The sequence below is a fragment of the Flexivirga caeni genome (assembly GCF_003724155.1).
GTDB classification, from domain to species: Bacteria; Actinomycetota; Actinomycetes; order Actinomycetales; family Dermatophilaceae; genus Flexivirga; species Flexivirga caeni.
This window is the reverse complement of sequence record NZ_RJJQ01000010.1, coordinates 98,653-123,070: the sequence shown is the minus strand read 5'-3', so window position 1 is coordinate 123,070 and position 24,418 is coordinate 98,653. Positions and strand designations below refer to the sequence as shown.

Sequence of the window (24,418 nt, the reverse complement as noted above, 5' to 3'; positions counted from 1 at the left end):
CGAAACGGCGAGTTCGGTTTGGCGAATCAGCGAGTTGGCTACTGCGAATCGGCGAGTTCAGTTAGCCTGAGTGCGTGGCGGAGTTCATCGACAGGCATGCATCTGCGGTCGCAACCGAGCTGCTCGCGCACTTCCCGGGCCTTGTCATCGAGGGGGCGCGGCAGGTCGGCAAGAGCACCCTCGCAACACGGATCGCCGAGCCGGACGCGGTCATCCGGAACCTCGATCACGAGCAGACACGCGCGGCCGCAGCCGCTGATCCGGCCGGTCTGGTGGCCGAAGCAGGGGATCGACAGCTGGTCATCGACGAGATCCAGCGACTGCCAGAACTCACCCTTGCGGTCAAGGCGGCCATCGACGCGAACCGTCGGCCGGGCCGGTTCATCCTGACCGGCTCATCGAGCCTGTTGCGCGTCCGCGGGACTGCCGACAGCCTGGCGGGCCGCGTTGCTCGTCTTCCGCTGTACGGACTCAGTCAGGGCGAGGTGAAAGGTCACCGCGACGATTTCGCCGACGTAGTCACCCGTGCACCCGAGTCGATATCGACTGCCACCTCGACACTCGCCCGGACCGACTACGCGCAACTGCTCGCCATCGGCGCATACCCGGACCTACGCAACGCGTCGGAGCGGATCCGCAGCGCGTGGATCGACGGATATCTGCAAGGCATCATCGGTCGCGATCTCCCCGAACTCAGACGAGAGGTTCGGCCGGCGCGGACGATGTCCCTGCTGCGTACCCTCGCCGGACGTCAATCGGCCGAGCTCGTCAAAGCGAAGCTCGCCGAGGAAACTGCAGTACCGCCGCGCACCATTACCGGGTACCTCGACCTGCTCCAGGACGTCTGGCTGGTCGCCAGCATCCCGCCGTGGACGCCGAACATCGCCAAACGCGAGATCGGCCGGCCGAAAACGATCGTCATCGATTCGGCCGTCGCGATGTGGCTCGCCAGGCTCACCCCGGCTCAGCTGACCCGGCTCGAATACGGCGAGGCATTCGGTGCCCTGCTGGAGGCATTCGTCGCCGCCGAACTCCTGCGGCAGCACACCTGGTCAACCCGCCGCTTCGACGTATTCCACTACCGCGACAGGTCCGGGGACGAGGTCGATCTCGTCCTGGAATTCGATGACGGCTCCGTCGTGGGGGTCGAGGTGAAGTCGGCCATGGGCTTCACCGCCAAGCAGTTCCGCGGGCTGAGTCGGCTGCGGGACCGGCTCGGCGATCGATTCCTTGCCGGCGTCGTACTCAACACCGGATCAACTGGATACCGATATGCCGATCGGCTCTTTGGCGCACCGGTCTCCGCGCTGTGGGATCTCGGCGCAGGCACCTGAGCGACGTCAGTGCACGATGGGCGCAGTGATGAGTTCCGCCGGTATGCCGAGGGCGTCGACCAGCGTCGCCACCTGCGGGCGCAGCTCCTGGCACAGGTCGTTGATGGCGGAGGTGACTGCGCGGCTGCGCGCTGTCGTGAGCCGGCCGTGCTCGAGGAACCACGCCTTGTCCTCTTCGATCGAGCTGAGGGCATAGAGGATCAGGACTCGTTCGAGCAGGCCCTTCGCCGGTCCGTCAGGCATGCCCTGCTGCGCTTCGGCGGCAGCCTCCAGGACGCATCGGTCGATATGCGTGCGGGCCGCCAGCAGCACGTGGTCCTGGGCGCTGTTGAACAGCTCGAAAGCGTTGTCCTTGTTCGCCTTCCGCAGGCGACCCCCGAGCGTCTCCAGCACGTGGTTGGCGCGTTGCTCGAACATCGAGACCGCCCACGCCAGGCTGTCGGTCGCGGAGTCGTCGTCGCGGCGGGTCGCCACGTCGACGAGCCGCTGGATGCCCGCGCGGCCGGTCGTGCGCTCGACGATGCGCTCACCGACCTGACCCGCGACCTTGCCGACCATGCCGGGCACGTCGAGGTCACCCCACATCGCCTGATAGTCGGTCAGCAGCCCCTTGGCGGCCAGCTGCAGCAGGACGGTGTTGTCGCCTTCGAACGTCGTGAAGACGTCGACGTCGGCGCGTAGCTGGGTCAACTGGTTCTCGGCCAGGTACCCCGCTCCGCCACACGCCTCGCGGCACACCTGGATGGTGTCGAGCGCGTGCCACGTGGTGACGGCCTTCAGTCCCGCGACCCGGGACTCGAGTTCGCGCTGACCTTCCTGATCGCGCTCTGCGCCGGTGTCCCCCTGCAACTCCTGGAGTCGCTCCGTGACCGCGTTCTGCGCGAAGCTCAGTGCGATCGACTTCGCCAACCGGGGGAGCAGTTTGCGCTGGTGCGCAAGGTAATCCAGCACCACGATCTCGTCCTGCCCATCGGCAGCAGCGAACTGGCGACGGGCCGCGCCATACCGGAGGGCGATCGCGAGCGCCTTCTTCGCGGCGGCACCGGCTCCGCCACCGACGCAGACCCGGCCGCGCACCAGCGTGCCGAGCATGGTGAAGAACCGCCGGTTCGGGTTGTCGATCTCGGAGACGTAGCGCCCGTCGTCGCCGACGTCACCGAAAGCGTTCAGCAAGTTCGCTTTCGGCACGCGCACGTGGTCGAACGCGAAGGTCCCGTTGTCGACACCGGGCAGGCCGCCCTTGGGTCCGTTGTCGCCGATCGTCACACCGGGCAACGGTTTTCCCGCGTCGTCGCGGACCGGAACGAGGACGGCGTGCACCCCGTGGTCGCCGTCGTCCGTCGTCAGCTGGGCGAACACCACGGCTATCCGCGCGTCGCGTGCGGCGTTGCCGATGTAGGTCTTGACGGCGCTGTCGGATGGCGTGTCAATGACGAATTCGCGCGTCGAATCGTCATATGTGGCAGTGGTTTCGAGCGCTTGCACGTTGCTGCCGTGCCCGACCTCGGTCATCGCGAACGAGCCGAGCAGCCGCCCGGTCATGATGTCTTCGAGGTATGCCGCGTGGTGTCGCCGCGTGCCGAGTCGCGCGACGGCGCCACCGAAAAGACCGAACTGCACGCCGGTCTTGACCAGCAGCGAGAGGTCGCCATACGCCTGCATTTCGAAGAGCACGCACGAGGCGGCATAGTCGAGTTCGCCACCGAACTCGGCGGGGAACCCCACACGGCCGTAACCCATTCCGGCGATCGCCAGCAGCGAGTCGGTGGTCCGAGCGCGATGTTCCTCGAGGGACAGGCCGGGCGGGGCGAGCAGCACCTCGGCGGGGAGCTCGGCGCGAGCGCGGCGGCGCAACTCGATCCAGCGGCCGTCGAGGACATCGCGCAACTGGTCGGCGATCGGGTCGGTCATGAGATGCTCCTGCTGTCGAGGTTGAGTGCGCCGGACAAGCCGTACGTGGCGAACTCGGCGAGATGACGGACGACCACGGCGCGCGGCGGCCGGTCGGGATCGGCCAGCCACCGGTCGGCCGACTCGCGCACGAACCCGATCAGGCCGTGCGCCCAGATGTGGGCCGCGGTGGCCGGCTGGTCGGCCGCTTCGAGCGCCTCGGCGAAGATCGGCTCCAGCACCCCGGCGATGGTGTCGCTGATGCCGATCACCGGGTCGTCCTCGAGTGCGACGTTGAGCGCCGGTCGGCGGACGACGAAGCGGTAGACCTCCGGGTCGCGCTCGACCTGGGCGAAGTAGCTGTCGATAACCGCCTCGATCACCGCGCGCGGATCGTCCGCGAGTGGGCCGGAATTTGTTGCCTCGCCAGCAGATTGAAGCACCTGCCGCAGGTCGCCGAGCACGTTGTTGTCCACGCTGGCGCAGACCGACAGGTAGAGCCCGAGCCGGTCGCCGAAGTGGCGGTAGATGACGGTCTTGCTGGTGCCCGCCTGCGCTGCGATCTCGTCCATGCCGACGCTCGCGCCGTGCACCTGGATCGCCTTGATCGCCGCGTCGGTCAACTCGCGCCGCCGCTGCTCGCGGTGCGCGCTCCAGCGTGCGTCGCGACCGTCGATCCGGGTGTCGTTCGGGGACGTCATACCAGGGACGATACCCGAAACCGGCTGTACCTGCTACTCTCAGTACCGGTAATCGTTTCACTGTGATCCGGGAGCAGATCTTCATGACGAATCGTGGCGTCCGTGACGTCTATGTCCTTGGCGGGAACCGCATCCCGTTCGCGCGCTCCGGCGGCAAATACCTCAAGGCGTCCAACCAGGACATGCTGACCGCGGCACTGGACGGCCTCGTCGCCCGGTTCGGCCTGGCCGGCGAGCAATTGGGCGAGGTGGCCGCTGGCGCGGTGCTGAAGCACTCGCGCGACTTCAACCTGACCCGCGAGTCGGTGCTCGGCTCGCACCTGTCGCCCACCACCCCGGCATATGACGTCCAGCAGGCGTGCGGCACCGGGCTGGAGGCGACCGTCCTGGTCGCGAATAAGATCGCGCTCGGCCAGATCGATTCGGCAGTCGCCGGCGGAAGTGACACGACCTCGGATGCGCCTCTGGCAGTGAATGATTCGCTCCGGCGCACGCTGATGAAGGTCAACTACGCCAAGACCCCGCAGCAACGGATCTCCGCGCTGGCCAAGGTTCGGCCCGGCCAGCTGGCACCCGATCAGCCGAGCAACGGTGAACCGCGCACCGGCCTGTCGATGGGGGAGCACCAGGCGATCACCACCAAGGAGTGGGGCATCACCCGGGAGGCGCAGGACGAGCTCGCCGCGCGCAGTCATCAGCATCTCGCCGCGGCATACGCGCGCGGCTTCTTCGACGACCTGCTGACGCCATACCTCGGGGTCACCAAGGACACCAACCTGCGCCCGGACAGCACGCCGGAGAAGCTGGCCACACTGAAGCCCGCCTTCGGCAAGGGCGAGGGCGCGACCATGACGGCGGGCAACTCGACGCCGCTCACCGACGGTGCGTCGGTCGTGCTGCTCGGGTCGCGGGAGTGGGCGGACGCGCACCACATCACCCCGCTGGCGCGATTCGTCGACGCCGAGACCGCGGCCGTCGACTTCGTCACCGGCGACGAGGGGCTGCTGATGGCGCCGCCATACGCCATTGCCCGTCTCCTGCAGCGCAACAACCTGACGCTGCAGGACTTCGACTTCTACGAGATCCACGAGGCGTTCGCGTCGACCGTGCTCTGTCACCTCGCCGCGCTGGCGAGCAGGGAGTTCTGCGTGGAGAAGCTCGGCCTCGACGGGCCGCTCGGCGAGATCGACGTCGAGAAGCTGAACGTCAACGGCTCGTCGCTCGCCGCCGGGCACCCGTTCGCCGCGACGGGTGGTCGCATCGTGGCGACCACTGCAAAGATGTTGCACGAGAAGGGATCCGGGCGAGCCCTGATCTCCATCTGCGCCGCCGGCGGGCTCGGCGTCGTGGCGATCCTGGAGGCTGCGGAATGACGAAGGACAGCTACTCGAACCTGGTCAACACCAACCCGGTCGGCAAGAAGCTCGCCGGCCAGCTCGGGCTGCCCCGCCCGGCGATCCTGCGCCGCTACGAGGAGGGCCAGGACCTGCTGGTCGGGCCGGCGGCCGTCGCCGGCATCGGCGCGGCGCCGGTGCTCATCGCAGCGACCGCGATCCTCAAGGCGTCGGCCGCGGTCGTCATACCCGCCACACCCGAGACGTCGTATGACGCGCGCCTCGGCGCGATCGTCTTCGACGCCACCGCCGCGCGTAGCCTGGACCAGCTCGACGAGCTGCGCGCCACGGTGGCACCGGCGATCAAGAAGCTCGGTGCGTCCGCGCGACTGGTGATCATCGGCAGCACCCCGGCCGAGCTCGAGGACGCCGAGGCCGCCGCCACCCAGCAGGCGCTGGAGGGCATCACGCGCTCCATCGGCAAGGAACTCCTGCGCGGCAGCACCGCCAACCTGCTGTGGGTCGACCAGGCCGCGCAGGGCGACGCCTCGGTGCTCGCCGCACCGCTGCGCTTCCTGCTGTCGGCGCGGTCGGCATACGTCGACGGGCAGCCGATCCGGGTGCGGGCCGCGGACGTCCCCGAGGTGACCGACTGGCGCCACCCCCTGACCGGACGCGTCGCTGTGATCACCGGCGCCGCGCGCGGGATCGGTGCCCGGATCGCGAAGGTGTTCGCCCGGGCCGGCGCGACGCTGATCCTGGTCGACATCCCCGCTGCCGGTGACGCGTTGAGCAAGGTCGCCAACGACCTGGGCGCGACCGCGTTGCAGCTCGACGTGACCGCAGCCGATGCCGGGGCGAAGATCGCCGAAGCCGTGGCGCGCAAGAGCGACACGCTGGACGTGATGGTGCACAACGCTGGCATCACCCGCGACAAGCTTTTCGTCAACACCGACGAAAACCGTTGGGGCAGTGTGCTTGACGTCAATCTGCGGGCGCAGTTCCGGATCAATGCGACACTGCTCGATCCGTCGGTGCGCGGCGGCCTGGCCGATGGTGGTCGCATCGTCGCGGTCGCCTCGATCAGCGGCATCGGCGGCAACCGTGGGCAGGCCAACTACGCGGCCTCCAAGGCCGGTGTGATCGGCATGGTGCGGCAGCTGTCGCAGAACCTCGCCAGCCGGCAGATCACCGTCAACGCGGTGGCGCCCGGCTTCATCGAGACCGAGATGACGGCCCGGATCCCCTTCGCGACCCGTGAGGTGGGGCGCCGGCTCAACTCGCTGCTGCAGGGCGGTCAGCCCGGAGACGTCGGCGAGGCGATCGCGTTCTTCGCCGAGCCCGGGGCGGCAGGCGTCACCGGTCAGGTGTTGCGCGTCTGCGGCCAGAGTCAGCTCGGCGCATGAAAACCGTTGAGCTGCCAGGCTCCCCGAGCCTGCCGAAGGTCTTCGCGCGTGCCGTGGCGTCTTCCCGGGGGCGCGACGGGAAGGGCGGTCTCCCGGACTTGCAGGTCGTGCGACGCGGCGTGCCGATCGACACCGGCGCGCTCGCAGACTACGACCACGTGTGCGGTTATGCGCTGCGCGACGCGGTCCCGGCGACCTACCTGCACAACCTGGTGTTCCCGCTGCAAGTCACCCTCTTCGCCGACAAGTCCTACCCCTATCCGCTGGTGGGGTCGGTGCACCTGGACAACACGCTGACCCAGCACCGCCCGGTGCGGATCGGCGAGGAACTCGACCTGGCCACCTGGGCGACGAACGCGCGGCCGCACAAGCGAGGGGTTCAGGTCGACGTGGTGTCCCGTGCGCACGTCGGCGACGAACTGGTCTGGGAGGGGCTGGCGACATACCTCTATCGCGGGCAGCGGGTCGACGGGTCCGTGTCCGAGCAGCCGGCCGGGGCCGACGCCGTCGACGGTCCGGGGATGGTATGGCGGCTACCCGCAAACCTCGGTCGCCGGTTTGCCGCGGTGAGCGGGGACGTCAACCCGATCCACCTGAACTCGATCACCGCGAAGGCGATGGGATTCCCGACCACGATCGTCCACGGCATGTGGAGCCAGGCGCGCATGCTGGCCGCGATCGAGAACCGGCTGCCCGCGGCATTCGTGGCGATGGCGTCGTTCCGGCGGCCCGTGCTGATCCCCGGCACCGTGCGTTTCGTCGCGCGGCGGCAGGGATCGGACTGGGTGCTCGCACTGCGCGACAACAGCAAGGGGACGGTGCTCGTCCGTGGGGAGGTCTCGCCGATTTCGTGATCGAAGAGGCCGTGGGGTAGCCTTTTCGCTGCGCTGCCTGAGCAGGGCGACCACGTTGTCGCGCTCGGGACAGGCAGGCCCCTATAGCTCAGTCGGCAGAGCGTCTCCATGGTAAGGAGAAGGTCAACGGTTCGATTCCGTTTGGGGGCTCTGAGGTGGACAACCGTCCATCCGCCGAGGCGGGGTAGCTCAGCTGGTTAGAGCGCACGACTCATAATCGTGAGGTCGCGGGATCGAGCCCCGCCCCCGCTACAACGTCCGACATACGCACTACAGACCGAGAATTTCCGAGAGCAGGTTGCCGTGGCCAGCAAGAGCGCAGACATCCGTCCCAAGATCACCTTGGCGTGCACGGAGTGCAAAGAGCGCAACTACGTGACGAAGAAGAACCGTCGCAACAACCCCGACCGCGTGGAGTTCATGAAGTACTGCCCGCGGGAGAAGAAGCACACGCTGCACCGCGAGACCCGTTGACGGTCCGCGACCTACGCGTCGCAAGCGCCCCGGCCCCGCGTGGGTCCGGGGCGCTTCGCTGTCTCGCGCCTCCCAGTAGGCTGGCGCCCATGGCAGTCAACCCTGAGGTCGCGGGGCGGACCTACCCGCCGTCCGCGCCGTACGTCGTGTCCCGTGCCAAGATCGCCGAATTCGCCCGAGCGGTCGGCGCGACCGACCAGGTGCACTTCGACCCGGACGTCGCGCGCAGCCGCGGCTATGCCGATGTGATCGCGCCCCCCACCTTCGCGGTGATGATCACCCAGCAGGGCGATCGGCACGTGATGAACGACCCCGACGCCGGCATCGACTACAGCCGGCTGGTGCACGGCGAGCAGGGTTTCGAGCACCACCGCCCGCTGGTCGCCGGTGACGAGGTGCAGGCGACGACGACCATCGAGAAGGTGCGCCAGGCCGGCGGCCACTCGATGGTCACCATGGGCACCACCCTGACGACGCCGGACGGCGAAGTCGTGACGAGTTCGACCTCCGTCGTGGTGATCCGGGGTGACGAAGCATGAGCGGACAGATCGAGGCGGGCACCGTCATACCGTCGCGGACCATCCACGTCGACCGGGCGACCCTGGTGCGGTATGCCGGGGCGAGTGGCGACTTCAACACCATCCACTGGGACGAGCAGTTCGCCCGGTCGGTCGGCCTGCCCGACGTGATCGCGCACGGCATGTGGACCATGGGCGCTGCGATCCAGCCGGTCGTCGACTGGCTCGGCGACGCGGGACGGGTCACGGCATACAGCGTGCGCTTCAGCGCCCCCGTGCCGGTGCCGCATGACGGCGGCGCCGACATCGAAGTGGGCGCCGCGGTGACCTCGGTCGACGGCGACACGGCATCCATCGACATCACCGCGACCTGCGATGGCCGCAAGGTGCTCGCGAGGGCCCGGGCGACGGTGCGGCTCGCGCCCTCGCAGATCGCCTGATGCGGGAAGCTGCCGGAGTCGACCTCGCCCCGCTGACGACGATGCGGGTCGGCGGACCGGCCGGCAGGCTGGTCGTCGCCGAGACCACCGACGAGCTCGTCGACGTCGTGCGTGAGGTGGACGACGCGGACGAGCCGCTGCTGGTGCTGTCGGGCGGGTCCAACCTGGTGATCTCCGACGACGGGTTCGCCGGCACCGTGCTGCGCGTCGCGAACTCCGGCATCGAGGTCGAGTCGGCGGACGCGTGCGGCGGCGTCTACGTGCGGGTCGCGGCCGGTGAGGAATGGGACGACTTCGTGGCGCGCTGCTGCGCTGAGGGCTGGTCCGGGGTGGAGACGCTCTCCGGCATACCGGGTCTCGCGGGAGCGACGCCGGTGCAGAACGTCGGCGCCTACGGACAGGAAGTCGCGCAGACGATCGCGTCGGTGCGCACCTGGGACCGGCAGGAGCAACAAGTGCGGACGTTTGCGAGCGCCGAGTGCGAATTCGCTTACCGCCATTCGATATTCAAAGGGTCATCGTTCCGTGGTGGTGGCCGGTATGTCGTCCTCGACGTGCTCTTCGCGCTGCGCCCGACCGAGCTGTCACAGCCGGTCGCCTACGCGGCGCTCGCTCAGGGGCTCGGCGTCAAGATCGGCACGCGCGTGCCGCTGGACGAGGCGCGGGAAGCCGTGCTGGAGCAAAGGCGCCGGCGCGGCATGGTGCTCGACGCGGCCGATCACGACACCTGGTCGTGCGGGTCGTTCTTCACCAACCCGATCATCGGTGCTCGGGATTTCGCGGCGCTGGAGGCGACGACCGTCGAACGGTTCGGCGCGGACGTGACGCCGCCCGGCTGGCCCACAGACGAGTCCACCCCACGAAGTTCTCCTCCGCTACGCTCCCCCGATACTTCGCGGGGACCCCGGGGCACAGGCGTCAAGACGGCCGCCGCCTGGCTGATCCAGCACGCCGGCTTCGAGAAGGGGCACGGTCTGCCGGGTCCGGTGTCGCTCTCCACCAAGCACCCGCTGGCCATCACCAACCGCGGCGGCGCGACGGCGGCCGACGTTGTCGCCCTCGCACGCGAAGTGCGCGACGGGGTGCGGGCCGAGTTCGGGATCACGCTGGTCAACGAGCCGGTCTTCGTCGGCCACGACTTGTGACGGAACAGCACCCCGTCGTCGTCGTCCGCCGCGAGCTGGTCTGGTCGCGGATCCGCTGGGCGCTCTTCGCGGTCTATCTGGCCGCGATCGTGCTCTGGTCGGTGCGGCATCACGTAGAGACCGGTCGCGTCCAGCTGATGAGCATGGCCGTCGTCGGAGTCGGCATCAGCGTCATCGGGCGCGGCTGGCGGGCGGCTGGCCGGCTGCTGCTCGACTGGGTGCCATTCGCGCTGGTGCTGATGCTCTACGACGCCACTCGCGGATTGGTCACCACACTCGGCGTGCCCGTCCACGAAGCCGACTCCGCGCACGCGGAGGCGTGGCTTTTCGACGGCCACATACCGGCCGTCTGGTTGCAGCAGCAGCTCTACGACCCCGGCCAGGTGCACTGGTATGACGCACTGTGCACGCTGGTCTACACCTCTCACTTCATCGCGACGCCGGCGCTCGCCGCGGTGCTGTGGGTGCGCAACAGGGAGCGGTGGAAGGCGTTCGTCACCCGGGTGATCGTCTTGTCGCTCGCCGGTCTGATCACCTACACGGTCTTCCCCGAAGCGCCGCCGTGGATGGCCAGTCGCGACGGCTACATCGGCACTGTGCTGCGGCTCTCCGCGCGCGGCTGGGAGTACCTGCACGTCAACCAGTTCCATGAGCTGGTCAGTCGCGCACAGGGCCGCGGCTCCAACCCGGTCGCGGCCATGCCGTCGCTGCACCTGGCGTTCTCGGTGATCGTGGCGGTCGCGATCATGCGCGGGATCCGCTCCCGGCTGCGCTGGCTGCTCCTGCTCTATCCGGCCGTGATGGCGTTCACTCTCGTCTACACCGGCGAGCACTACGTGATCGACCTGATCGCGGGTGTTGTGTATGCCGCAGCTGTCGAGTTCAGCGTCCCTCGCGTGGAGCGCTGGCTGCGTCACCGACGCCAGTCGCCGCCACCCGGCGGAGGGTTTCCTGGTTAGCGGGTCGGGTGGATCATGGAAGTGGCCCTTGGGAGGTCGCGATGTGGCGTCTCGTCGAATACGCAGTGGTCTGTGTGGTCCCGGCGGCGATCCTGGTCGGGTGTGACAAGGCCGTGCGTGCCTGGATCAACCGCGATCATCCGCGGCGCGACACCGAGCCGGCTCCGGCTCCGCGCGACATCGCCCGGCTGTCGTCGGACTTGACCCGGCTGCATGTCGAACTCGAGGCGTTGCGCGTTTCGCGGGCCGCGGCGCGCGTGCACCGGCTGCGCGCGACCACCCTGGCGTATGACGACGTGCTCGAATCATGTTGCATCGCATTGCAAGTCACCGATGGGCTGCCGCCCCGGGAGTGGTCGTCGGTCGAACGCCTCGAGGTCGAGGCCACGCTGGAGGAAGCCGGGCTGCGCTGGTGACCGATGACGCGCAGCGCGGCGTGCGAGGATGCCGCGCATGCACTTCACCGAGTACGACACCCGCCTCGCGGCATACGGCCTGATCGTCCGGGACGAGCAGATCCTGCTCGCTTGGTACAACGGCAAGGGGCAGGGGAGGGCAGGCTGGACGCTGCCGGGCGGAGGCGTGGAGTTCGACGAGTCGATGGAATCTGCTGTCGCCCGTGAGGTTTTCGAGGAGACCGGCTACCGTGTCTCGGTCGGCGGCCCTATCGCCACGGACCACTTCGCCGTGACGATGGACGAGGTGCGCGGGCGTCCCTTCAAGTCTCAACGGGTGCTCTTCGACGCCACCATCACCGGCGGTGACCTGGGCACGACGGAGGTCGACGGCACCACCGACTTCGCCCGGTGGATTCCGCTGGATGAGACCGGCGCGATGGGCTATCGCTCACGCATCGTCGACATCGCGCTGGGGATCGTCGCCGGGCGCTGACGCCAGCCAGGCGTCGATGCCGGCGTATGCCGTGGCCCGCACCTCCGGCGGCGCGAACGACGCGTCGACTGATGAACGGGCCAGGGCGGCGAGCTCGGCATCGGTGAAACCGTGGTCCTCGCGGGCCGAACGGTATTGATCGGCAAGGCGATTGCCGAAGAGCAGTGGGTCGTCGGCGCCGAGCGCGACGGTGGCGCCGGCATCCACCAGGGTCCGCAACGGCACGTCGGCGGGCGAGCGGTAGACGCCGAGCGCGACGTTCGACCCGGGACACACCTCCAGGGCGACGCCGGAGTCGACCACCCGGTTCAGCACCGACCGGGATTCGACCGAACGCACGCCGTGGCCCAGCCGGTCCGGGTGCAGCGATCCGAGCGTCTCGGTCACCGCGTCCGGGCCGAGCAACTCTCCCGAGTGCGGGACGCTGGCGAGCCCGGCCCGCCGGGCGATCCGGAACGCCGGTGCGAAGTCGCTTGTCACACCTCGGCGTTCGTCGTTCGACAAGCCGAAGCCCAGCACCTCGCCGGGACGGTCACCGCGTGCCGCGCGGCGAGCCGGGCCAGGGCGCGCGCATCCATCGGGTGCTTCAGCCGCGACGCGGCGACGATGATGCCGACTCCGATCGGCAGCTCGGCGCTTGCGGCCTTCGCCTCGTCCAGCACGATCTCCAGTGCCGGGGTGATCCCGCCCAGCCGTGCGGCGTATGACGTGGGGTCGACCTGCAGTTCGAGCCACCGCGACCCTTCCGCGAGGTCGTCCTGTGCGGCCTCCCGCACCAGCCGCCGCAGGTCGGATTCGTCGCGCACGCACGCGCGGGCTGCGTCATACAGGCGCTGGAAGCGGAACCAGCCGCGCTCGTCCCGGGCCGACAGTTTCGGCGGCCACTGCGCCAGCAGTGCCTCGGGCAGCCGGACGCGGTGCTTGGCGGCCAGCTCGCGCAAGCTCGCGATCCGCAGTGACCCGGTGAAGTGGAGATGGAGATGCGCCTTGGGGAGCGTGGTCACCGGGCGGTCGGGCATGCCCAGAACCTACTGGACCCGGTCGAGTGGACCCCATCGGCAACGAGCGGACCCGATATGCGGTGCCAATGTCGGGTCCGCTCACTGCGTTGCGGGTCCCCTCGATCAGCCGACCGGAACGAAAGACAGCTCCTGGGTCGCCGGCTTGCGGGCGAAGCCGTTGCTCCCCTTCGGACCGGTCCAGTTGCGGTAGGGCTCGGTCCGGGCGAAGCTGCCGCTGCCGCCGCCCAGGTCCAGGACGAGCCCGCTGTAGCGGTTGACCAGCCGGAAGTCCCGCGTGCCCTTGTCGGTCGTCGCCTGGATGAACCACTGCTGCCCGGCGGTCGGACCCGACTTCGGGATCGCGGCCAGGTTGGTCGCCGCGCCCCACGCGCGGCCCGCGTTGCTGGTGTCGGTGACGCCGAGGGCGAGGCCGGAGAGCGTGTTCACGACCTCGTAGGAGCCGTCCCCGTTGGCCCGGAACGTCCACCGCGCGAACGGCGAGGTCCGGCTGGCCAGTGCCGTCCGCGTGCTGTGCCCCGAGGCCTGACCGAGGACTGCGCCCGAGCCGGACACCAGCAGGTAGTTGCGGCCGGTGCGTACCGGCGAGGTGGCGGGCGCGTTCGTGTCGACCGTGATGGTCGCGTAGTCGCCGTCGGACCCATTGGCGCACGCGATCGAGCAGTAGCTGTCGAACGTCCTGCCCACCGTCTGGCCCTGGGTCTTACTGACCGGGTCGATGAACCAGCGATACCAGGACTCGGTCTCGTATGCCGCGCCGGTGTCGCCGATGAGAGTCCACTTCGGGTGCGCGAGTGAGGTGGTGGCGTAGATGCGCTGCGGCTCGTTCGGCGTCAGATGCTCCGGTGTGCCGATGTACTTGCCGAGGTAGGCGTCATACGCGACGTTCAGGATGAACAGGTCGGAGTTCGCGGGGATGGTGCCCGCCGACTGCTGTTGCGCGATGCTGCCGGAGTTCCTGGGGTTGTATTGCTTGCCCGGTGCGACATACCCGGTGGCCGACCGCTGGGTGGAGACCAGGTCGCTCTCCTTGCCGCCGATGCCGGGCTGGTGCCAGGAGCCGTTGTAGTACTTCTGCCAGGTGCCGGTCGCCATCTTGCCGCTGATCGGAGCGCGTGCGACGTGCTCGGCGAAGCCGCCCCAGCTGCCGTTCTTGTCGACGATCCGTGAGCCGTAGTAGACGTAGAAGTAGCCCGATCGCATGTCGACGAACAGCCGCGGGTCGCCGTCGCCGTAGTAGTAGGTCTGCTGCGGGAAGGCTTTGGTGTCACCGCGTTTCGTGCTGTATGGCGAGGTGATCGCGTGCCCGGTGATCTTCCAGGTCTTGCCGTGGTCGGTGGACACGGCGTAGTCGATCGCGTCGTAGTGCAGCCCGTCGCCGAACGGTTGCGGCGTGAACTCGTTGTGCACGAGGCCGATCCAGTTGCCGGTGTCCGGGTCGACCCAGGTGCCGACCAGATCGCAGTAGTTCGCGAACGCATAGCCGGAAGGGGTCGGCGCCTGGGTCGCCTCACGACCGGTCGGGCCGTTGAGGCAGCGCCATACGGTGTTGTTGTTGGCATCCTGCGGGTTCGCCGGGTTGACGGCGTTCGACAGCGCCTTGTCCTCGGTCGCGGTGTCGATGTTCCGGCCGGTGTAGAAGTCCCACTCGTGCAGGTCGGTCGCGCCATACAGCGACGCGGACTCCTGGAAGTGGAAGGTGCCGTTGGCATCGATGAACGGCGACGCGGGCGTGTCCGTGGGGTAGTTGAAGGTGCCGATGCTCCCGACGCTGATCCGGTATGACGGTGCTGTCGCGGCATGCGCGCTCGGTGTGAAGGCGGTGGCACAGGCCAGGCCGGCGATCGCGACGGTGGCAATGCGCAGGGTGCTGGTGCGGTGCATGGGGACGACCTCGATTCTCTGCGGAACGGGCGGGGGAGTGCGCGCCCGACGCCATCGACGCTAGCCAATTTATGACGTTAAGCGATCGTTAGAGGTCGATTGATTCATCAATAATCATTCCAGCATGGGCTGCACCACCTTGGTGAACGCCGCACGGGTGCGCACGGGCGTGAAACCGACCGACGCGTAGAGCCGTCCCGCCCCGGTCGGGTTCGCGGTGTCGACCTCGAGGGTTGCCACGTCATACGAGCCGGACTCGATCGCCGCGTGAAGCGACGCGACCAGCACCCCCCGCGCGAGGCCGCGGCCTCGCGCTCGCTGCACGGTGCCGATCAGGCCGAAGTAGCACTCCCGCGCGACCCACTCCTCCACCAGTGCATAGGCCAGGACGGCGCCGTCGTCGTCGACCACGAGACGGGAGACCCCCGGGCGCAGGCCGCGCGAGCCGAGGTAGTCCTGCCACATCGCCGGCGTCTGTGCGGTCGAACCCCAATGCGTGGAGAAGGCGTCGTTCTGTGCCTGCCGCAGCGCCTCGCCGTGTTCGGCGGCCAGTGGCACCGTGTGTGCGGCCGCAGCCGGTAGTGCCTCGCCGGGAAGCGGCCGGCGCATGTCGGTGAACCACCGGGAGGGTGCGAAGCCACGCCGCGCGAACAGTGTTGCCGCGTCGCTGTCTTCGCGGGTCTGGGCCGGCCGCACCTGGATCGGCGCACCCGGATGGCGGGTGGCCGCCAGCCGGAGCGCCCGCGGCTCCATCCGGTCCAGCAACGCCGTGCCGATGCCGCGACCGCGCCACTCGGGGTGTACCCCGCCGTCGAGGCCGGCTCGCGCGAAACCGTCGGCGGTGAGCGAGCCGCTGACCCGCAGCTGCCCGTAGGCGACCAGCGTTTCGCCGTCCCAGACCGTCCAGCTGTCGGCCGCCGGCTCGAAGCCGTGCTCGGTGAGCTCTTCGGCCAGGTCCGCCGGCTCGTAGAACTCGCCGGTGTCGTCATACGCGGCGAGCAGGTTGGTCAGTTCGGCCCAGTGCGGCACGATCTGCGGGCTCAGGTGATCCCAGCGCAACATGGCTGCCAGGCTGCTGCATTGCCTGCCGGGCTGCAAGCGCGCCGCCGTCCGGAACCACGATCGGCCGGTCGTCGTTTTGTTGGGAGCGGGGCGCACCCCGTATGCTTGACCCACCGATCAATCTCAAGCTGATGCGGCATGCCCGGAAAACGGGCGCACCGCGGCGGTTTGAAGCTCGGAGGGCACTAGCTCAATTGGCAGAGCACCGGTCTCCAAAACCGGGGGTTGGGGGTTCAAGTCCCTCGTGCCCTGCAGGACAGGTCCATCAGCACCGACAAGGCAGGAACCATCGTGAGCACGAGCACCGCCTCCCCGCGTGGCTCGACCGAGGAGAAATCCCCGCGCGGGCTCGGGAAGATCTGGCTGTTCATCCGGCAGGTCATCGATGAGCTGCGCAAGGTCGTGCGGCCGACTCGGGACGAGCTGGTCAGCTACACGATCGCGCTGATCGTCTTCCTGGCGCTGATCATGGCCTACGTCCTCGGCTTGGACCAGCTGATGGAGCGCTTCGTCAGCTGGATCTTCGGCTGACAGGTGGCAGGTGCCGTCGCGACGAGTGACGGCCACCCGGTCCGACACGAACTTCAAGGAAAGCAGGGCAATGACTGGCGAGCTGAACCCGCAAGAGGCACAGGCCTTGGACGCGGTGCGCGCCGAGGGTGAGGCGTGGGACGCCGACACCGCGACCGAGGACGCACAGGACGTCGACGCACTCGACGACGCCCACCTGTCCGACGACGAGGCACCTGCGGACGACCTGCGGGAGACCTTTGAGGACGACCTCGACCTGGCCGACGGCGACAGTGACAGCGAGCAGACGCTGGCCAGCGCGCACGAGGGAGCCGACCCCGAGGACCCCGCGGAGATCGCCGCCATCCACCAGGACTATGACGGCGCGGACGGCGACGACGAGATCGACGCCGACGCCGACGAGGCCGGTGACGACCCCGAGATCGAGGCCGAGATCGCCGAGGCGGAGAGCGACGCTGCCGCCGAAGCCGACGCGGAGCGCGATGAGGAAGAGGTCGACGGAGCCGAGGGTTCCGGTGAGGCCGAGGCCGAGGTTGCCGCCGAGGGTGCGGACCTGGGCGAGGACGTCGCCGCCGACGAGTCGGCTGACGAGGACGAGGCCCCGGCGCTGAGTGTCGAGGAGCAGCGGGCGGCATACATCGCCGATCTCAAGATGCAGTTCGGCGAGTGGTATGTCGTGCACTCCTACGCGGGCTACGAGAAGCGGGTCAAGGCCAACCTCGAGACCCGTATGACGAGCCTGAACATGGAGGATTACATCTTCCAGGTCGAGGTGCCGATGGAGGAGTTCACCGAGATCAAGAACTCCCAGCGCAAGACCGGCACGCGGGTGCGGATGCCCGGATATGTGCTGGTTCGCATGGATCTGACCGACGAGAGCTGGGGTGCGGTGCGCCATACCCCCGGCGTGACGGGCTTCGTGGGCAACGCCCACCAGCCGTCGCCGCTGTCGATCGACGAGGTCGTCACCATGCTCAACCCGGTCTTCGAGGAGCCGGCCGGCACCGGCGACGCCGCTGCCCCCAGTGGTGGCACCGCGACACAACCGGGCAAGGCCGCGGCCGGCGCGGAGGTCGACTTCGAGGTCGGCGAATCCGTCACCGTCATGGAGGGCCCGTTCGAGACCCTGCCCGCGTCGATCTCCGAGATCAACACCGACACCCAGAAGCTCAAGGTGCTCGTGTCCATCTTCGGCCGGGAGACCCCGGTCGAGCTGTCCTTCAACCAGGTCGCCAAGATCTGAGTCGAGGCACGGCATACCGCCCGCGAGGAATGCTCGCCGGGCACAGCAACCGGGTCATCGCCCTGCGGCGTCGGCCCACCACCAGGAAGAGAACATCAGCATGCCTCCCAAGAAGAAGGTCTCCGGCTTCATCAAGCTGCAGATCCAGGCCGGCCAGGCAACGCCCGCCCCGCCGGTCGGTCCCGCGCTCGGTCAGCACGGCGTCAACATCATGGAGTTCGTCAAGGCGTACAACGACGCCACGGCGGACAAGCGCGGCAACGTCATCCCGGTCGAGATCACGGTCTACGAAGACCGCTCGTTCACCTTCATCACCAAGACCCCGCCGGCCGCCGAGCTGATCAAGAAGGCCGCCGGTGTCGCCAAGGGTTCCGGCGAACCGCACAAGACCAAGGTCGCGAAGCTGACCAAGGACCAGGTGCGCGAGATCGCCCAGGAGAAGATGGCCGATCTGAACGCGAACGACATCGAGATGGCCTCGCGGATCATCGCGGGGACGGCGCGCTCGATGGGTATTGACACCGAGCTCTGACGAAGGACGCAGCGGAGGTTGGCGCGAGCTTGTGAGTGCCGGCCGTAGCGGAGTCCGAGGAAGAGCGACAAAAGGTACTGAGTTCGGCGTAGTACCAACACACCGTGGATGGGCCCGCTTCGGCCCGGACAACCACACTCCCGAAGGAAGGATCGGCTGTGCCGATCGTTCCGATCAGATAGGACAGAACATGAAGCACAGCAAGAACTACCGCGCAGCGGCGGAGCAGATCGACAAGAGCACGGTCTACACCCCGCTGCAGGCGGTGCGCCTGGCCAAGTCGGGTGCGAAGACCAAGTACGACTCGACCGTGGAGGTCGCGTTCCGTCTCGGCGTCGACCCGCGTAAGGCCGACCAGATGGTGCGCGGCACTGTCAACCTGCCGAACGGCACCGGCAAGACCGCTCGGGTGCTGGTCTTCGCCAACGGTGACAAGGCCGCTGCAGCCGAGGCCGCGGGTGCGGACTTCGTCGGCTCGGACGAGTTGCTCGACAAGGTCGCCGGCGGCTGGACCGACTTCGACGCGGTCGTCGCCACCCCGGACCTGATGGGCAAGGTCGGCCGGCTCGGCAAGGTGCTCGGTCCGCGTGGCCTGATGCCGAACCCGAAGACCGGCACCGTCACGATGGACGTCGCCAAGGCGGTCACCGACATCAAGGGCGGCAAGATCGAGTTCCGTGTCGACAAGCACGGCAACCTGCACTTCATCATCGGCAAGGTCTCCTTCGACGAGAAGGCCCTGATCGAGAACTACGGTGCGGCGCTGGACGAGATCCTGCGACTGAAGCCGGCCGCGTCCAAGGGTCGCTACATCACCAAGGCGACCATGGCGACCACGATGGGCCCGGGCATCCCGCTCGACGCCTCGGTGACCCGCAACCTGATGGAAGAGGGCGCCGACGCCTGATCCGTCGCACGCACGAAGCGGCCGCTGCCCGGTGGGGCGGCGGCCGTTTTCGTCGTATGACGTGGGCGAGCCGGGCGAGACGATACGCTCCGGCTATGGGGATCTGTCATACTCGGCCGGCGCTTGCCTGCGCAGGCGTCGCCGTGGCCGTCGCGTTCGTCGGCGGTTGCAGCTCAGGGCATTCGGCCGGTGCCACGCACCCGGCCGGAGGTAGCCGGTCCACCACTTCGGCGGCGACAGCCAGCACGCCGGCCGCGCACCCTTCGGGATCGGCAACCACCAGTTCATCGCCGCGCCCGCCCACCAGTGGTTCGGGCTCGTCGGCGGCCGTCGTGCGGCTCACTGCGAAGGTCGGGGACCCGGTGCCAGGGGCGAAGCTCGCGGCGGCGGTCGAACGTGCCCGGAAGGGTAAGTCTGCCCAGATGACCCAGAGCGGTGCTGGCGGTGCCATGCGGTCCACGGGCATCGTGTCCTTCGCGCACGACGGCACCGCAGCGACCAAGCTGACCGAGCACGTCGGCTCCCAAGAGTTCGGAGTGGTCTATGTCGACAAGGTGCTCTATTTCAAGGTGGTGAGTGCCGGCACCGGCTGGCTCGCGATCCGTCAGGGTGCCTCTGACGCGCTTGCCAAGCAGTTCGGGCCGTTGGTGCAGGCGATGCAACAGAGTCAGCGTGGGGGGACGGCCGGATCTCCGGATGCGGTGTGGAAAGTGGTGGCGGTGACGCCGGCTGCCATCACCTACCGGACCCATGCGACACAGCGCCAGGTGGCGGCTGCGTTGGACAAGACGGGCATGTCGCAGGTCCAGGCACCGCCCGGTGGGGAGGACATTGTGGAGGCCATCGCGCCGAACGGGCTTGTCCGACAGGTTGACACGATCATCAATGGTGCCGTCACGCTGCAGGTGGACTACCGCGGGTGGGGTCCGGCGGTCACCATCAGCGCGCCCCCTGACTCGACCGACGCCTGACCTGGAAGCTGCCTGCACCGTCAGAAGTAGTCACAGATCTGGAAGGGCGTGCTGCACAGCGCATCCCACACCGGGTCATCGCCGGCGGGACCGTGCAGCAGCCCGGCGTGACGCAGGGCGGAGCAGCGTTGCGCCCCGCCATACAAGGCGGCGAGACCGCGCGCGGTGAAGACCGGTCCGTCGGCGGATGTGGTTGTACTGCAACGAAGTTCGCCGCCTTGGGCGACGAGTTCGTAGCCGCCGTCGACGCCCTTGGCGAAGCCGCCTTCGACCCGGAACGGCAAGGTCGCCGCGAGGCCGGGTATGCCGCGGCGCGCCCCGAATGCCGCGGACACGTCGAGCAGGGCGAGCATGCACCGGTGCTCGTGGACCGAAGGCGCGGGCTCGACAGGTAGCGCGGTCAATGCCTCGTCGCCGGACGGCAACTCAACGGTGATCCGGCCGCTGGTCGACGCGAAGCCGCCCAGGAGCCGCCACAGCGCACGGGTCGCCTCCGGGCTGACGCCGATGAGATCATCGACCTCGATCACCGAGGTCGCTGCATCGTCCCCGACTCCGCGAGTCCAGCGGACACTGCCGACAGGCCGGCCGGCTACGTCCAGCGCAAGCGTCACCTCCGCGGCGCCGGTGAGGTAGTCGGCGGTCAGCATCGGTTCGGCCGGGCCCGTGCGGGTCAGCGGGCCGAGGCGATCGGCCGCCCACTCGCCATACAGCCGCAGGAGCGCGGGTATGTCGGCCGGAGTCGCGCGGCGGAGCGTAATCCCTTGCGGCGCAGGGATTCTGGCGAGGTCAGCGGACGCGACCCTGCGTTGTTCGAGGCTGCCGACCACCTCGTAGCCGAACCGCCGGTAGATGCCGGCAGCGCTTGGGAAGAGGATGCTGATCGGTCGGCCTGCTTCCTGCGCGTCCCTGAGCCCGGTTCGCAGGAGTGGCGTGAGCAGGCCGCTGCCGCGCCATTCGGGCTGCACGGCAACCCCCGCGATGCCGCAGGCAGCGATGCGCCGGCCGCCGGGAAGGTGCACGTCGTAGTCGTGTAGCCGGATCTTGGCGACCGGCACGCCCTCGACGAGCGCGCCGAACACGCGACCGCCCTGCGGCGGCAACGTCGCGGGCTGCTGATCCTGCGGATAGCCGAATGCCTCCGCGCCGAGCCGGTGATTGGTCTCGCGGTCGGCGTCGGTCAGCTCCCGGATCTGTGGTTCCACCCGCTCGAGCCTACGAGGTGCCGGTGCTCGGCCTCCGCGCTATACAGAACGGGCGTCATACCGCGCGATCTGTATAGCGCCCGTTCCATACGCTGCCCGCGGGGCCGCCAACGCTCTTCACACCTTCGTCCACCTTCCCTTCGCGGCGACACACCGACATAAGGGCCCTGCGACCCCTGTCGCAATGCGTTAGCGCGGGAACTGGGCCGGCGCGTGCCGTGGCCGGCCGCTGTGAGACGGACGTCCCGCCGCCTGGCCGGTGCCCTCACCTGGTCTGGAGCCGCCCTCTGACATGACCTACGCCGATCACGCGACACGGGCCAATGATGCCCCGACAACAACGTGCAGGGCCCGCCGCCCCAGGTCAGATACTGACCTGGGTAGACCTGGGTTGACCTGGGTTGACCTTTCGTGGACGATAGAGGCGTAGCTAGTTCCACTGCGGTGAGAACTGGAAGTGAGCCTCAGGAGATCCTGCCGGATGACAGGGCCTGGGGCTTGCGTCGTGTACGGGTCAAATCTCCACGAGTTCGATCTTGCCCGCGAGCTGCTCGTAACAGAACGCGTTGTCCCATCGTGATTCCGATACCGCACCGCACACGGCGTCCGCGATCCACAGCATCGGGTCGCTGGGCCCGGGTGCGTGATCAAGGCGGATCGTGGCAGGCAACGCGCGCGTCCTGCGCAGGTGATCGAGCATCGCGCGGTCCCGTCTGTCGTCTGCGGGGCCTCGCGACTCCATGATCGCGTGACCGACATCCATCGACGTCAGCTCGAACAGGATCCGTTCAAGACACTTGCGACGGCGACGCTCAGGAGAGTCAGCACTATTGGTGGGCCGAGACCGAACCACCACGAGATGCTCGACCTGCAGACCGGCCACAACCTCAATCACGGCCCGGTGCCGCTTATCGTTGTCATCGCGCCAATGGATCTTCCGCTGGCCCTTGAGCGAAGCCTCCGACATCGCTGCGCGTGCCGTCTCGACGTTCTCCGCACGACAGATCGCAGCCGCCAGCATGTACGTATTCGGATCCAAGGCACTATTCGAACCTGATTCATCCAGCCAGGCGACGATAGGCGACGTCAACTGCACCGGGCCCACGGACGAATACGACACCTCGGAAGTGTGCCAGCCGCGGTCCGACACCCCAAGCGCACGTCTGGCTCACCCGGACGCGGCCGTGCGAGTACAGCCTGTCTTACAGCAAAAATTGAGAGTGGGCCGGTTCCCAGGAGCCACTGGCTCGCCGGTGGTGGAAGCCTCGATTTGGCGCCACCGCACGTTCGCCCCTACCATGGACAGACCGAAGACCGCCGGTTGTCACGTGGCAACACGTGACCGAAGGTTCCGCAGACGAGCGGGCGACCAGCGCAGGTGAACCTGGCAGCACGAATGTGCACGTCATACGGGTCGTATGACGTGCATCGTCTTGTGAGCCCCGGGCCATCTGCGCCGGGGCTCTTTTTCGTATGGCGAGCCGCGGCGATCTCTCGGGACGATCATTCACCGAACAAGGAGGTCCGCATGGCCACGTCCGACAAGTCGGCAGCCATCGCCGAGCTCACGGACAAGTTCCGTGACTCGGGTGCGGCCGTGCTGACGGAGTACCGCGGTCTGTCCGTGGCACAGCTCACCGAGCTGCGTAACTCTCTACGTGAGCACGCGACCTATTCCGTGGTGAAGAACACGCTGACCAAGCGCGCCGCCGCCGAAGCCGAAGTCACGGCATTCGACGGCCAGCTGCAGGGTCCGTCCGCGATCGCCTTCATCACCGGGGAACCGGTCGAGGCGGCCAAGGTGCTGCGTGACTTCGCCAAGGCAAACCCTCTCCTGGTGATCAAGGGCGGCGTGCTCGACGGCAAAGCCCTGTCATCGGAGGACATCACCAAGCTTGCGAGCCTCGAGTCTCGCGAGACCCTGCTCGCCAAGCTGGCCGGCGCGATGAACGCGTCGCTCAGCCAGGCGGTCTACCTCTTCGCCGCGCCGCTGTCGCAGACCGCACGGGTCGTCGACGCGCTGCGCGCCAAGGTCGAGACCGAGGGCCCGGTTGCCACCGACGCCCCGGCCGCTGCCGCCGAAGAGACCGCTGCCGAGGCTCCGGCCGAGGCTGCATCCGACGTCGCCGAGGGTGGCGACGAGAGCTGAGCCGCACGGCCCAGTTTGCTTAACGATCAACGCCACTCACGGCATACGGCCCGATCGGCCGTAGAAACGAACGAAAGGTTGCCACCATGGCAAAGCTCAGCACCGAAGAGCTCCTTGACCAGTTCAAGGAGATGACCCTGATCGAGCTCAGCGAGTTCGTCAAGGAGTTCGAGGACACCTTCAACGTCACCGCCGCGGCCCCGGTCGCCATCGCTGCCGCTGGTGGCGCTGCTGGTGGCGCCGCCGAAGAGGTCGAGGAGAAGTCGGAGTTCGACGTCGTCCTCACCGCTGCCGGTGACAAGAAGATCCAGGTCATCAAGGAGGTCCGCGCGCTGACCTCCCTCGGCCTAAAGGAAGCCAAGGACCTCGTGGACGGCGCCCCCAAGGCCGTTCTGGAGAACGTCGACAAGGACGCCGCCGAGAAGGCCAAGGAGCAGCTCGAGGGCGCCGGCGCCACCGTCGAGCTCAAGTGAGCTGACGCGTCACTGCTTCCCGAAAGGCCCCGATCCACTACGGATCGGGGCCTTTTCGCGTTCAGCAGTACAGGCTGAAGTCGGCGAAATCGAAGCCGGGAGAGACGACGCACGCCGCGAGCGTCGCGCGCTGTGGGTCGGCAGGTATGGCGCTCTGCCATTCGTCGGCCGCGACGACATGCTGGCCGCCGGGGCCGAGCGTCACGACGCCGGTCTCCTCAGGGCCCGCGCCTGTTCCGCCGAGGGTCAGGTGCACGGGCCCGCCGCCCTGCCAGATCCACAACTCCGCGGACCGCACGCGGTGCCAGGCGGAGATCTCTCCGGGGCGGAGCAGGAAGAGCACCGAGGTCGCGAGCGCCCTTGTGCCGTATGGCGTTTCGACCGTCTCGGGGTGCCGCCAGGTCTCGCGGAACCAGCCGCCTTCCGGGTGCGGTTGCAGTCCCAGCTCCTTCGGGTCTGCGGGGATCGGGTCGGACGGATAGGTGGGCACGGGTGT

26 protein-coding genes, 3 tRNA genes and 1 pseudogene are annotated in these 24,418 nt (G+C 68.2%); 21 read left to right on the top strand and 9 right to left on the bottom strand.

Annotated features, from left to right (window positions below; translation table 11 throughout):
• Positions 1-74: 74 nt before the first annotated feature.
• On the top strand, positions 75-1,334 hold the full coding sequence (locus EFY87_RS10775) for an ATP-binding protein (protein WP_123271483.1): 1,260 nt from the start codon (positions 75-77) through the stop codon (positions 1,332-1,334).
• Between the two features lie 6 nt (positions 1,335-1,340).
• Here EFY87_RS10775 and EFY87_RS10770 read toward each other — a convergent pair whose 3' ends face one another.
• Positions 1,341-3,245 (bottom strand): acyl-CoA dehydrogenase family protein, encoded by a 1,905-nt coding sequence (locus tag EFY87_RS10770; RefSeq protein ID WP_123271482.1) that lies wholly within the window; start codon positions 3,243-3,245, stop codon positions 1,341-1,343.
• The gene (locus EFY87_RS10765) at positions 3,242-3,925 is read right to left on the bottom strand and encodes a TetR/AcrR family transcriptional regulator (RefSeq protein WP_123271481.1); all 684 of its coding nucleotides are present in this window, start codon (positions 3,923-3,925) and stop codon (positions 3,242-3,244) included. The genes EFY87_RS10770 and EFY87_RS10765 overlap by 4 nt, the downstream gene beginning before the upstream one ends.
• Positions 3,926-4,008: 83 nt before the next feature.
• Between EFY87_RS10765 and EFY87_RS10760 the strand changes: the two genes are divergently transcribed.
• The 12 genes from EFY87_RS10760 to EFY87_RS10705 all read left to right on the top strand — a co-directional run bounded on the left by EFY87_RS10760 (position 4,009) and on the right by EFY87_RS10705 (position 11,946).
• The gene (locus tag EFY87_RS10760) at positions 4,009-5,298 is read left to right on the top strand and encodes an acetyl-CoA C-acetyltransferase (protein ID WP_123271577.1); all 1,290 of its coding nucleotides are present in this window, start codon (positions 4,009-4,011) and stop codon (positions 5,296-5,298) included.
• A complete protein-coding gene (locus EFY87_RS10755; protein ID WP_123271480.1) occupies positions 5,295-6,665 on the top strand; it encodes a 3-oxoacyl-ACP reductase in 1,371 nt (456 codons plus the stop codon). Before EFY87_RS10760 ends, EFY87_RS10755 begins: the two co-directional genes overlap by 4 nt.
• Positions 6,662-7,519, top strand: coding sequence for a MaoC family dehydratase (locus EFY87_RS10750; RefSeq protein ID WP_123271479.1), 858 nt, complete (start codon positions 6,662-6,664; stop codon positions 7,517-7,519). Before EFY87_RS10755 ends, EFY87_RS10750 begins: the two co-directional genes overlap by 4 nt.
• Positions 7,520-7,596: 77 nt before the next feature.
• Positions 7,597-7,669, top strand: a tRNA-Thr gene (locus EFY87_RS10745).
• 28 nt (positions 7,670-7,697) lie between these two features.
• A tRNA-Met gene (locus EFY87_RS10740) sits at positions 7,698-7,771 on the top strand.
• A 51-nt stretch (positions 7,772-7,822) separates the two neighbouring features.
• Positions 7,823-7,993, top strand: coding sequence for a 50S ribosomal protein L33 (rpmG, locus tag EFY87_RS10735; RefSeq protein ID WP_123271478.1), 171 nt, complete (start codon positions 7,823-7,825; stop codon positions 7,991-7,993).
• A gap of 89 nt (positions 7,994-8,082) precedes the next feature.
• On the top strand, positions 8,083-8,532 hold the full coding sequence (locus tag EFY87_RS10730) for an FAS1-like dehydratase domain-containing protein (protein WP_123271477.1): 450 nt from the start codon (positions 8,083-8,085) through the stop codon (positions 8,530-8,532).
• Positions 8,529-8,951 carry a MaoC family dehydratase gene (locus EFY87_RS10725; RefSeq protein ID WP_123271476.1) on the top strand — a complete coding sequence of 141 codons (423 nt, stop codon included), beginning with the start codon at positions 8,529-8,531 and terminating at the stop codon, positions 8,949-8,951. Before EFY87_RS10730 ends, EFY87_RS10725 begins: the two co-directional genes overlap by 4 nt.
• Entirely contained in the window at positions 8,951-10,096 is a 1,146-nt protein-coding gene (locus EFY87_RS10720) for a UDP-N-acetylmuramate dehydrogenase (protein ID WP_123271475.1), read from the top strand. Before EFY87_RS10725 ends, EFY87_RS10720 begins: the two co-directional genes overlap by 1 nt.
• Positions 10,093-11,055 (top strand): phosphatase PAP2 family protein, encoded by a 963-nt coding sequence (locus tag EFY87_RS10715; protein WP_123271474.1) that lies wholly within the window; start codon positions 10,093-10,095, stop codon positions 11,053-11,055. The genes EFY87_RS10720 and EFY87_RS10715 overlap by 4 nt, the downstream gene beginning before the upstream one ends.
• Positions 11,056-11,096: 41 nt before the next feature.
• Positions 11,097-11,471 carry a hypothetical protein gene (locus tag EFY87_RS10710; protein ID WP_123271473.1) on the top strand — a complete coding sequence of 125 codons (375 nt, stop codon included), beginning with the start codon at positions 11,097-11,099 and terminating at the stop codon, positions 11,469-11,471.
• A 37-nt stretch (positions 11,472-11,508) separates the two neighbouring features.
• On the top strand, positions 11,509-11,946 hold the full coding sequence (locus EFY87_RS10705; RefSeq protein ID WP_123271576.1) for an NUDIX hydrolase: 438 nt from the start codon (positions 11,509-11,511) through the stop codon (positions 11,944-11,946).
• Here the strand turns inward: EFY87_RS10705 and EFY87_RS10700 are convergent.
• The 3 genes and pseudogenes from EFY87_RS10700 to EFY87_RS10690 form a co-directional block, all read right to left on the bottom strand.
• Positions 11,902-12,965 (bottom strand): annotated as a pseudogene (locus tag EFY87_RS10700) (adenosine deaminase). The gene EFY87_RS10705 and the pseudogene EFY87_RS10700 overlap by 45 nt on opposite strands.
• Before the next feature lie 105 nt (positions 12,966-13,070).
• Positions 13,071-14,849 (bottom strand): RICIN domain-containing protein, encoded by a 1,779-nt coding sequence (locus tag EFY87_RS10695; protein ID WP_123271472.1) that lies wholly within the window; start codon positions 14,847-14,849, stop codon positions 13,071-13,073.
• Positions 14,850-14,963: 114 nt separating this feature from the next.
• A complete protein-coding gene (locus EFY87_RS10690; protein ID WP_123271471.1) occupies positions 14,964-15,911 on the bottom strand; it encodes a GNAT family N-acetyltransferase in 948 nt (315 codons plus the stop codon).
• A 179-nt stretch (positions 15,912-16,090) separates the two neighbouring features.
• On the opposite strand from EFY87_RS10690, the gene EFY87_RS10685 reads away from it, so the two are divergent.
• From EFY87_RS10685 to rplA, 5 genes are all read left to right on the top strand, one after another.
• Positions 16,091-16,163 (top strand) — tRNA-Trp (locus tag EFY87_RS10685).
• 39 nt (positions 16,164-16,202) lie between these two features.
• Positions 16,203-16,442 carry a preprotein translocase subunit SecE gene (gene secE / locus EFY87_RS10680; protein ID WP_245988583.1) on the top strand — a complete coding sequence of 80 codons (240 nt, stop codon included), beginning with the start codon at positions 16,203-16,205 and terminating at the stop codon, positions 16,440-16,442.
• A 343-nt stretch (positions 16,443-16,785) separates the two neighbouring features.
• Complete coding sequence (gene nusG, locus EFY87_RS10675; RefSeq protein WP_181445476.1) at positions 16,786-17,685, top strand: transcription termination/antitermination protein NusG; 900 nt, start codon at positions 16,786-16,788, stop codon at positions 17,683-17,685.
• A gap of 100 nt (positions 17,686-17,785) precedes the next feature.
• Positions 17,786-18,217 (top strand): 50S ribosomal protein L11, encoded by a 432-nt coding sequence (gene rplK / locus EFY87_RS10670; protein ID WP_123271470.1) that lies wholly within the window; start codon positions 17,786-17,788, stop codon positions 18,215-18,217.
• A 190-nt stretch (positions 18,218-18,407) separates the two neighbouring features.
• Complete coding sequence (gene rplA, locus EFY87_RS10665) at positions 18,408-19,124, top strand: 50S ribosomal protein L1 (RefSeq protein WP_123271469.1); 717 nt, start codon at positions 18,408-18,410, stop codon at positions 19,122-19,124.
• A gap of 106 nt (positions 19,125-19,230) precedes the next feature.
• Here rplA and EFY87_RS20305 read toward each other — a convergent pair whose 3' ends face one another.
• Positions 19,231-19,467 carry a hypothetical protein gene (locus EFY87_RS20305; protein ID WP_158607589.1) on the bottom strand — a complete coding sequence of 79 codons (237 nt, stop codon included), beginning with the start codon at positions 19,465-19,467 and terminating at the stop codon, positions 19,231-19,233.
• A gap of 19 nt (positions 19,468-19,486) precedes the next feature.
• On the opposite strand from EFY87_RS20305, the gene EFY87_RS10655 reads away from it, so the two are divergent.
• Entirely contained in the window at positions 19,487-20,095 is a 609-nt protein-coding gene (locus EFY87_RS10655) for a hypothetical protein (protein ID WP_158607588.1), read from the top strand.
• Between the two features lie 20 nt (positions 20,096-20,115).
• On the opposite strand, the gene EFY87_RS10650 is transcribed toward EFY87_RS10655, so the two are convergent.
• Positions 20,116-21,300 (bottom strand): GNAT family N-acetyltransferase, encoded by a 1,185-nt coding sequence (locus EFY87_RS10650; RefSeq protein ID WP_123271466.1) that lies wholly within the window; start codon positions 21,298-21,300, stop codon positions 20,116-20,118.
• A gap of 514 nt (positions 21,301-21,814) precedes the next feature.
• On the bottom strand, positions 21,815-22,420 hold the full coding sequence (locus tag EFY87_RS10645; RefSeq protein WP_148043306.1) for a DUF3800 domain-containing protein: 606 nt from the start codon (positions 22,418-22,420) through the stop codon (positions 21,815-21,817).
• Positions 22,421-22,828: 408 nt separating this feature from the next.
• Here EFY87_RS10645 and rplJ point away from each other — a divergent pair, with 408 nt between their 5' ends.
• Positions 22,829-23,449, top strand: a complete 621-nt coding sequence (gene rplJ, locus EFY87_RS10640) for a 50S ribosomal protein L10 (protein ID WP_123271464.1) — start codon at positions 22,829-22,831, stop codon at positions 23,447-23,449.
• An 86-nt stretch (positions 23,450-23,535) separates the two neighbouring features.
• A complete protein-coding gene (gene rplL / locus EFY87_RS10635) occupies positions 23,536-23,922 on the top strand; it encodes a 50S ribosomal protein L7/L12 (RefSeq protein ID WP_123271463.1) in 387 nt (128 codons plus the stop codon).
• A gap of 61 nt (positions 23,923-23,983) precedes the next feature.
• Here the strand turns inward: rplL and EFY87_RS10630 are convergent, their stop codons facing one another.
• Positions 23,984-24,412, bottom strand: a complete 429-nt coding sequence (locus EFY87_RS10630; protein WP_245988581.1) for a cupin domain-containing protein — start codon at positions 24,410-24,412, stop codon at positions 23,984-23,986.
• Positions 24,413-24,418: the final 6 nt, after the last annotated feature.

Excerpts from the sequence above, each read along its gene's own strand:
- EFY87_RS10710 (WP_123271473.1), top strand. The coding sequence starts at position 11,097 with ATGTGGCGTCTCGTCGAATACGCAGTGGTCTGTGTGGTCCCGGCGGCG.
- EFY87_RS10755 (WP_123271480.1), top strand. The coding sequence starts at position 5,295 with ATGACGAAGGACAGCTACTCGAACCTGGTCAACACCAACCCGGTCGGC.
- EFY87_RS10690 (WP_123271471.1), bottom strand. The coding sequence starts at position 15,911 with ATGTTGCGCTGGGATCACCTGAGCCCGCAGATCGTGCCGCACTGGGCC.
- rplJ (WP_123271464.1), top strand. The coding sequence starts at position 22,829 with ATGGCCACGTCCGACAAGTCGGCAGCCATCGCCGAGCTCACGGACAAG.
- EFY87_RS10770 (WP_123271482.1), bottom strand. The coding sequence starts at position 3,245 with ATGACCGACCCGATCGCCGACCAGTTGCGCGATGTCCTCGACGGCCGC.
- EFY87_RS10725 (WP_123271476.1), top strand. The coding sequence starts at position 8,529 with ATGAGCGGACAGATCGAGGCGGGCACCGTCATACCGTCGCGGACCATC.
- EFY87_RS10720 (WP_123271475.1), top strand. The coding sequence starts at position 8,951 with ATGCGGGAAGCTGCCGGAGTCGACCTCGCCCCGCTGACGACGATGCGG.
- rplK (WP_123271470.1), top strand. The coding sequence starts at position 17,786 with ATGCCTCCCAAGAAGAAGGTCTCCGGCTTCATCAAGCTGCAGATCCAG.
- EFY87_RS10705 (WP_123271576.1), top strand. The coding sequence starts at position 11,509 with ATGCACTTCACCGAGTACGACACCCGCCTCGCGGCATACGGCCTGATC.
- rplA (WP_123271469.1), top strand. The coding sequence starts at position 18,408 with ATGAAGCACAGCAAGAACTACCGCGCAGCGGCGGAGCAGATCGACAAG.
- EFY87_RS10750 (WP_123271479.1), top strand. The coding sequence starts at position 6,662 with ATGAAAACCGTTGAGCTGCCAGGCTCCCCGAGCCTGCCGAAGGTCTTC.
- EFY87_RS10765 (WP_123271481.1), bottom strand. The coding sequence starts at position 3,925 with ATGACGTCCCCGAACGACACCCGGATCGACGGTCGCGACGCACGCTGG.
- EFY87_RS10730 (WP_123271477.1), top strand. The coding sequence starts at position 8,083 with ATGGCAGTCAACCCTGAGGTCGCGGGGCGGACCTACCCGCCGTCCGCG.
- EFY87_RS10695 (WP_123271472.1), bottom strand. The coding sequence starts at position 14,849 with ATGCACCGCACCAGCACCCTGCGCATTGCCACCGTCGCGATCGCCGGC.
- EFY87_RS10760 (WP_123271577.1), top strand. The coding sequence starts at position 4,009 with ATGACGAATCGTGGCGTCCGTGACGTCTATGTCCTTGGCGGGAACCGC.
- rplL (WP_123271463.1), top strand. The coding sequence starts at position 23,536 with ATGGCAAAGCTCAGCACCGAAGAGCTCCTTGACCAGTTCAAGGAGATG.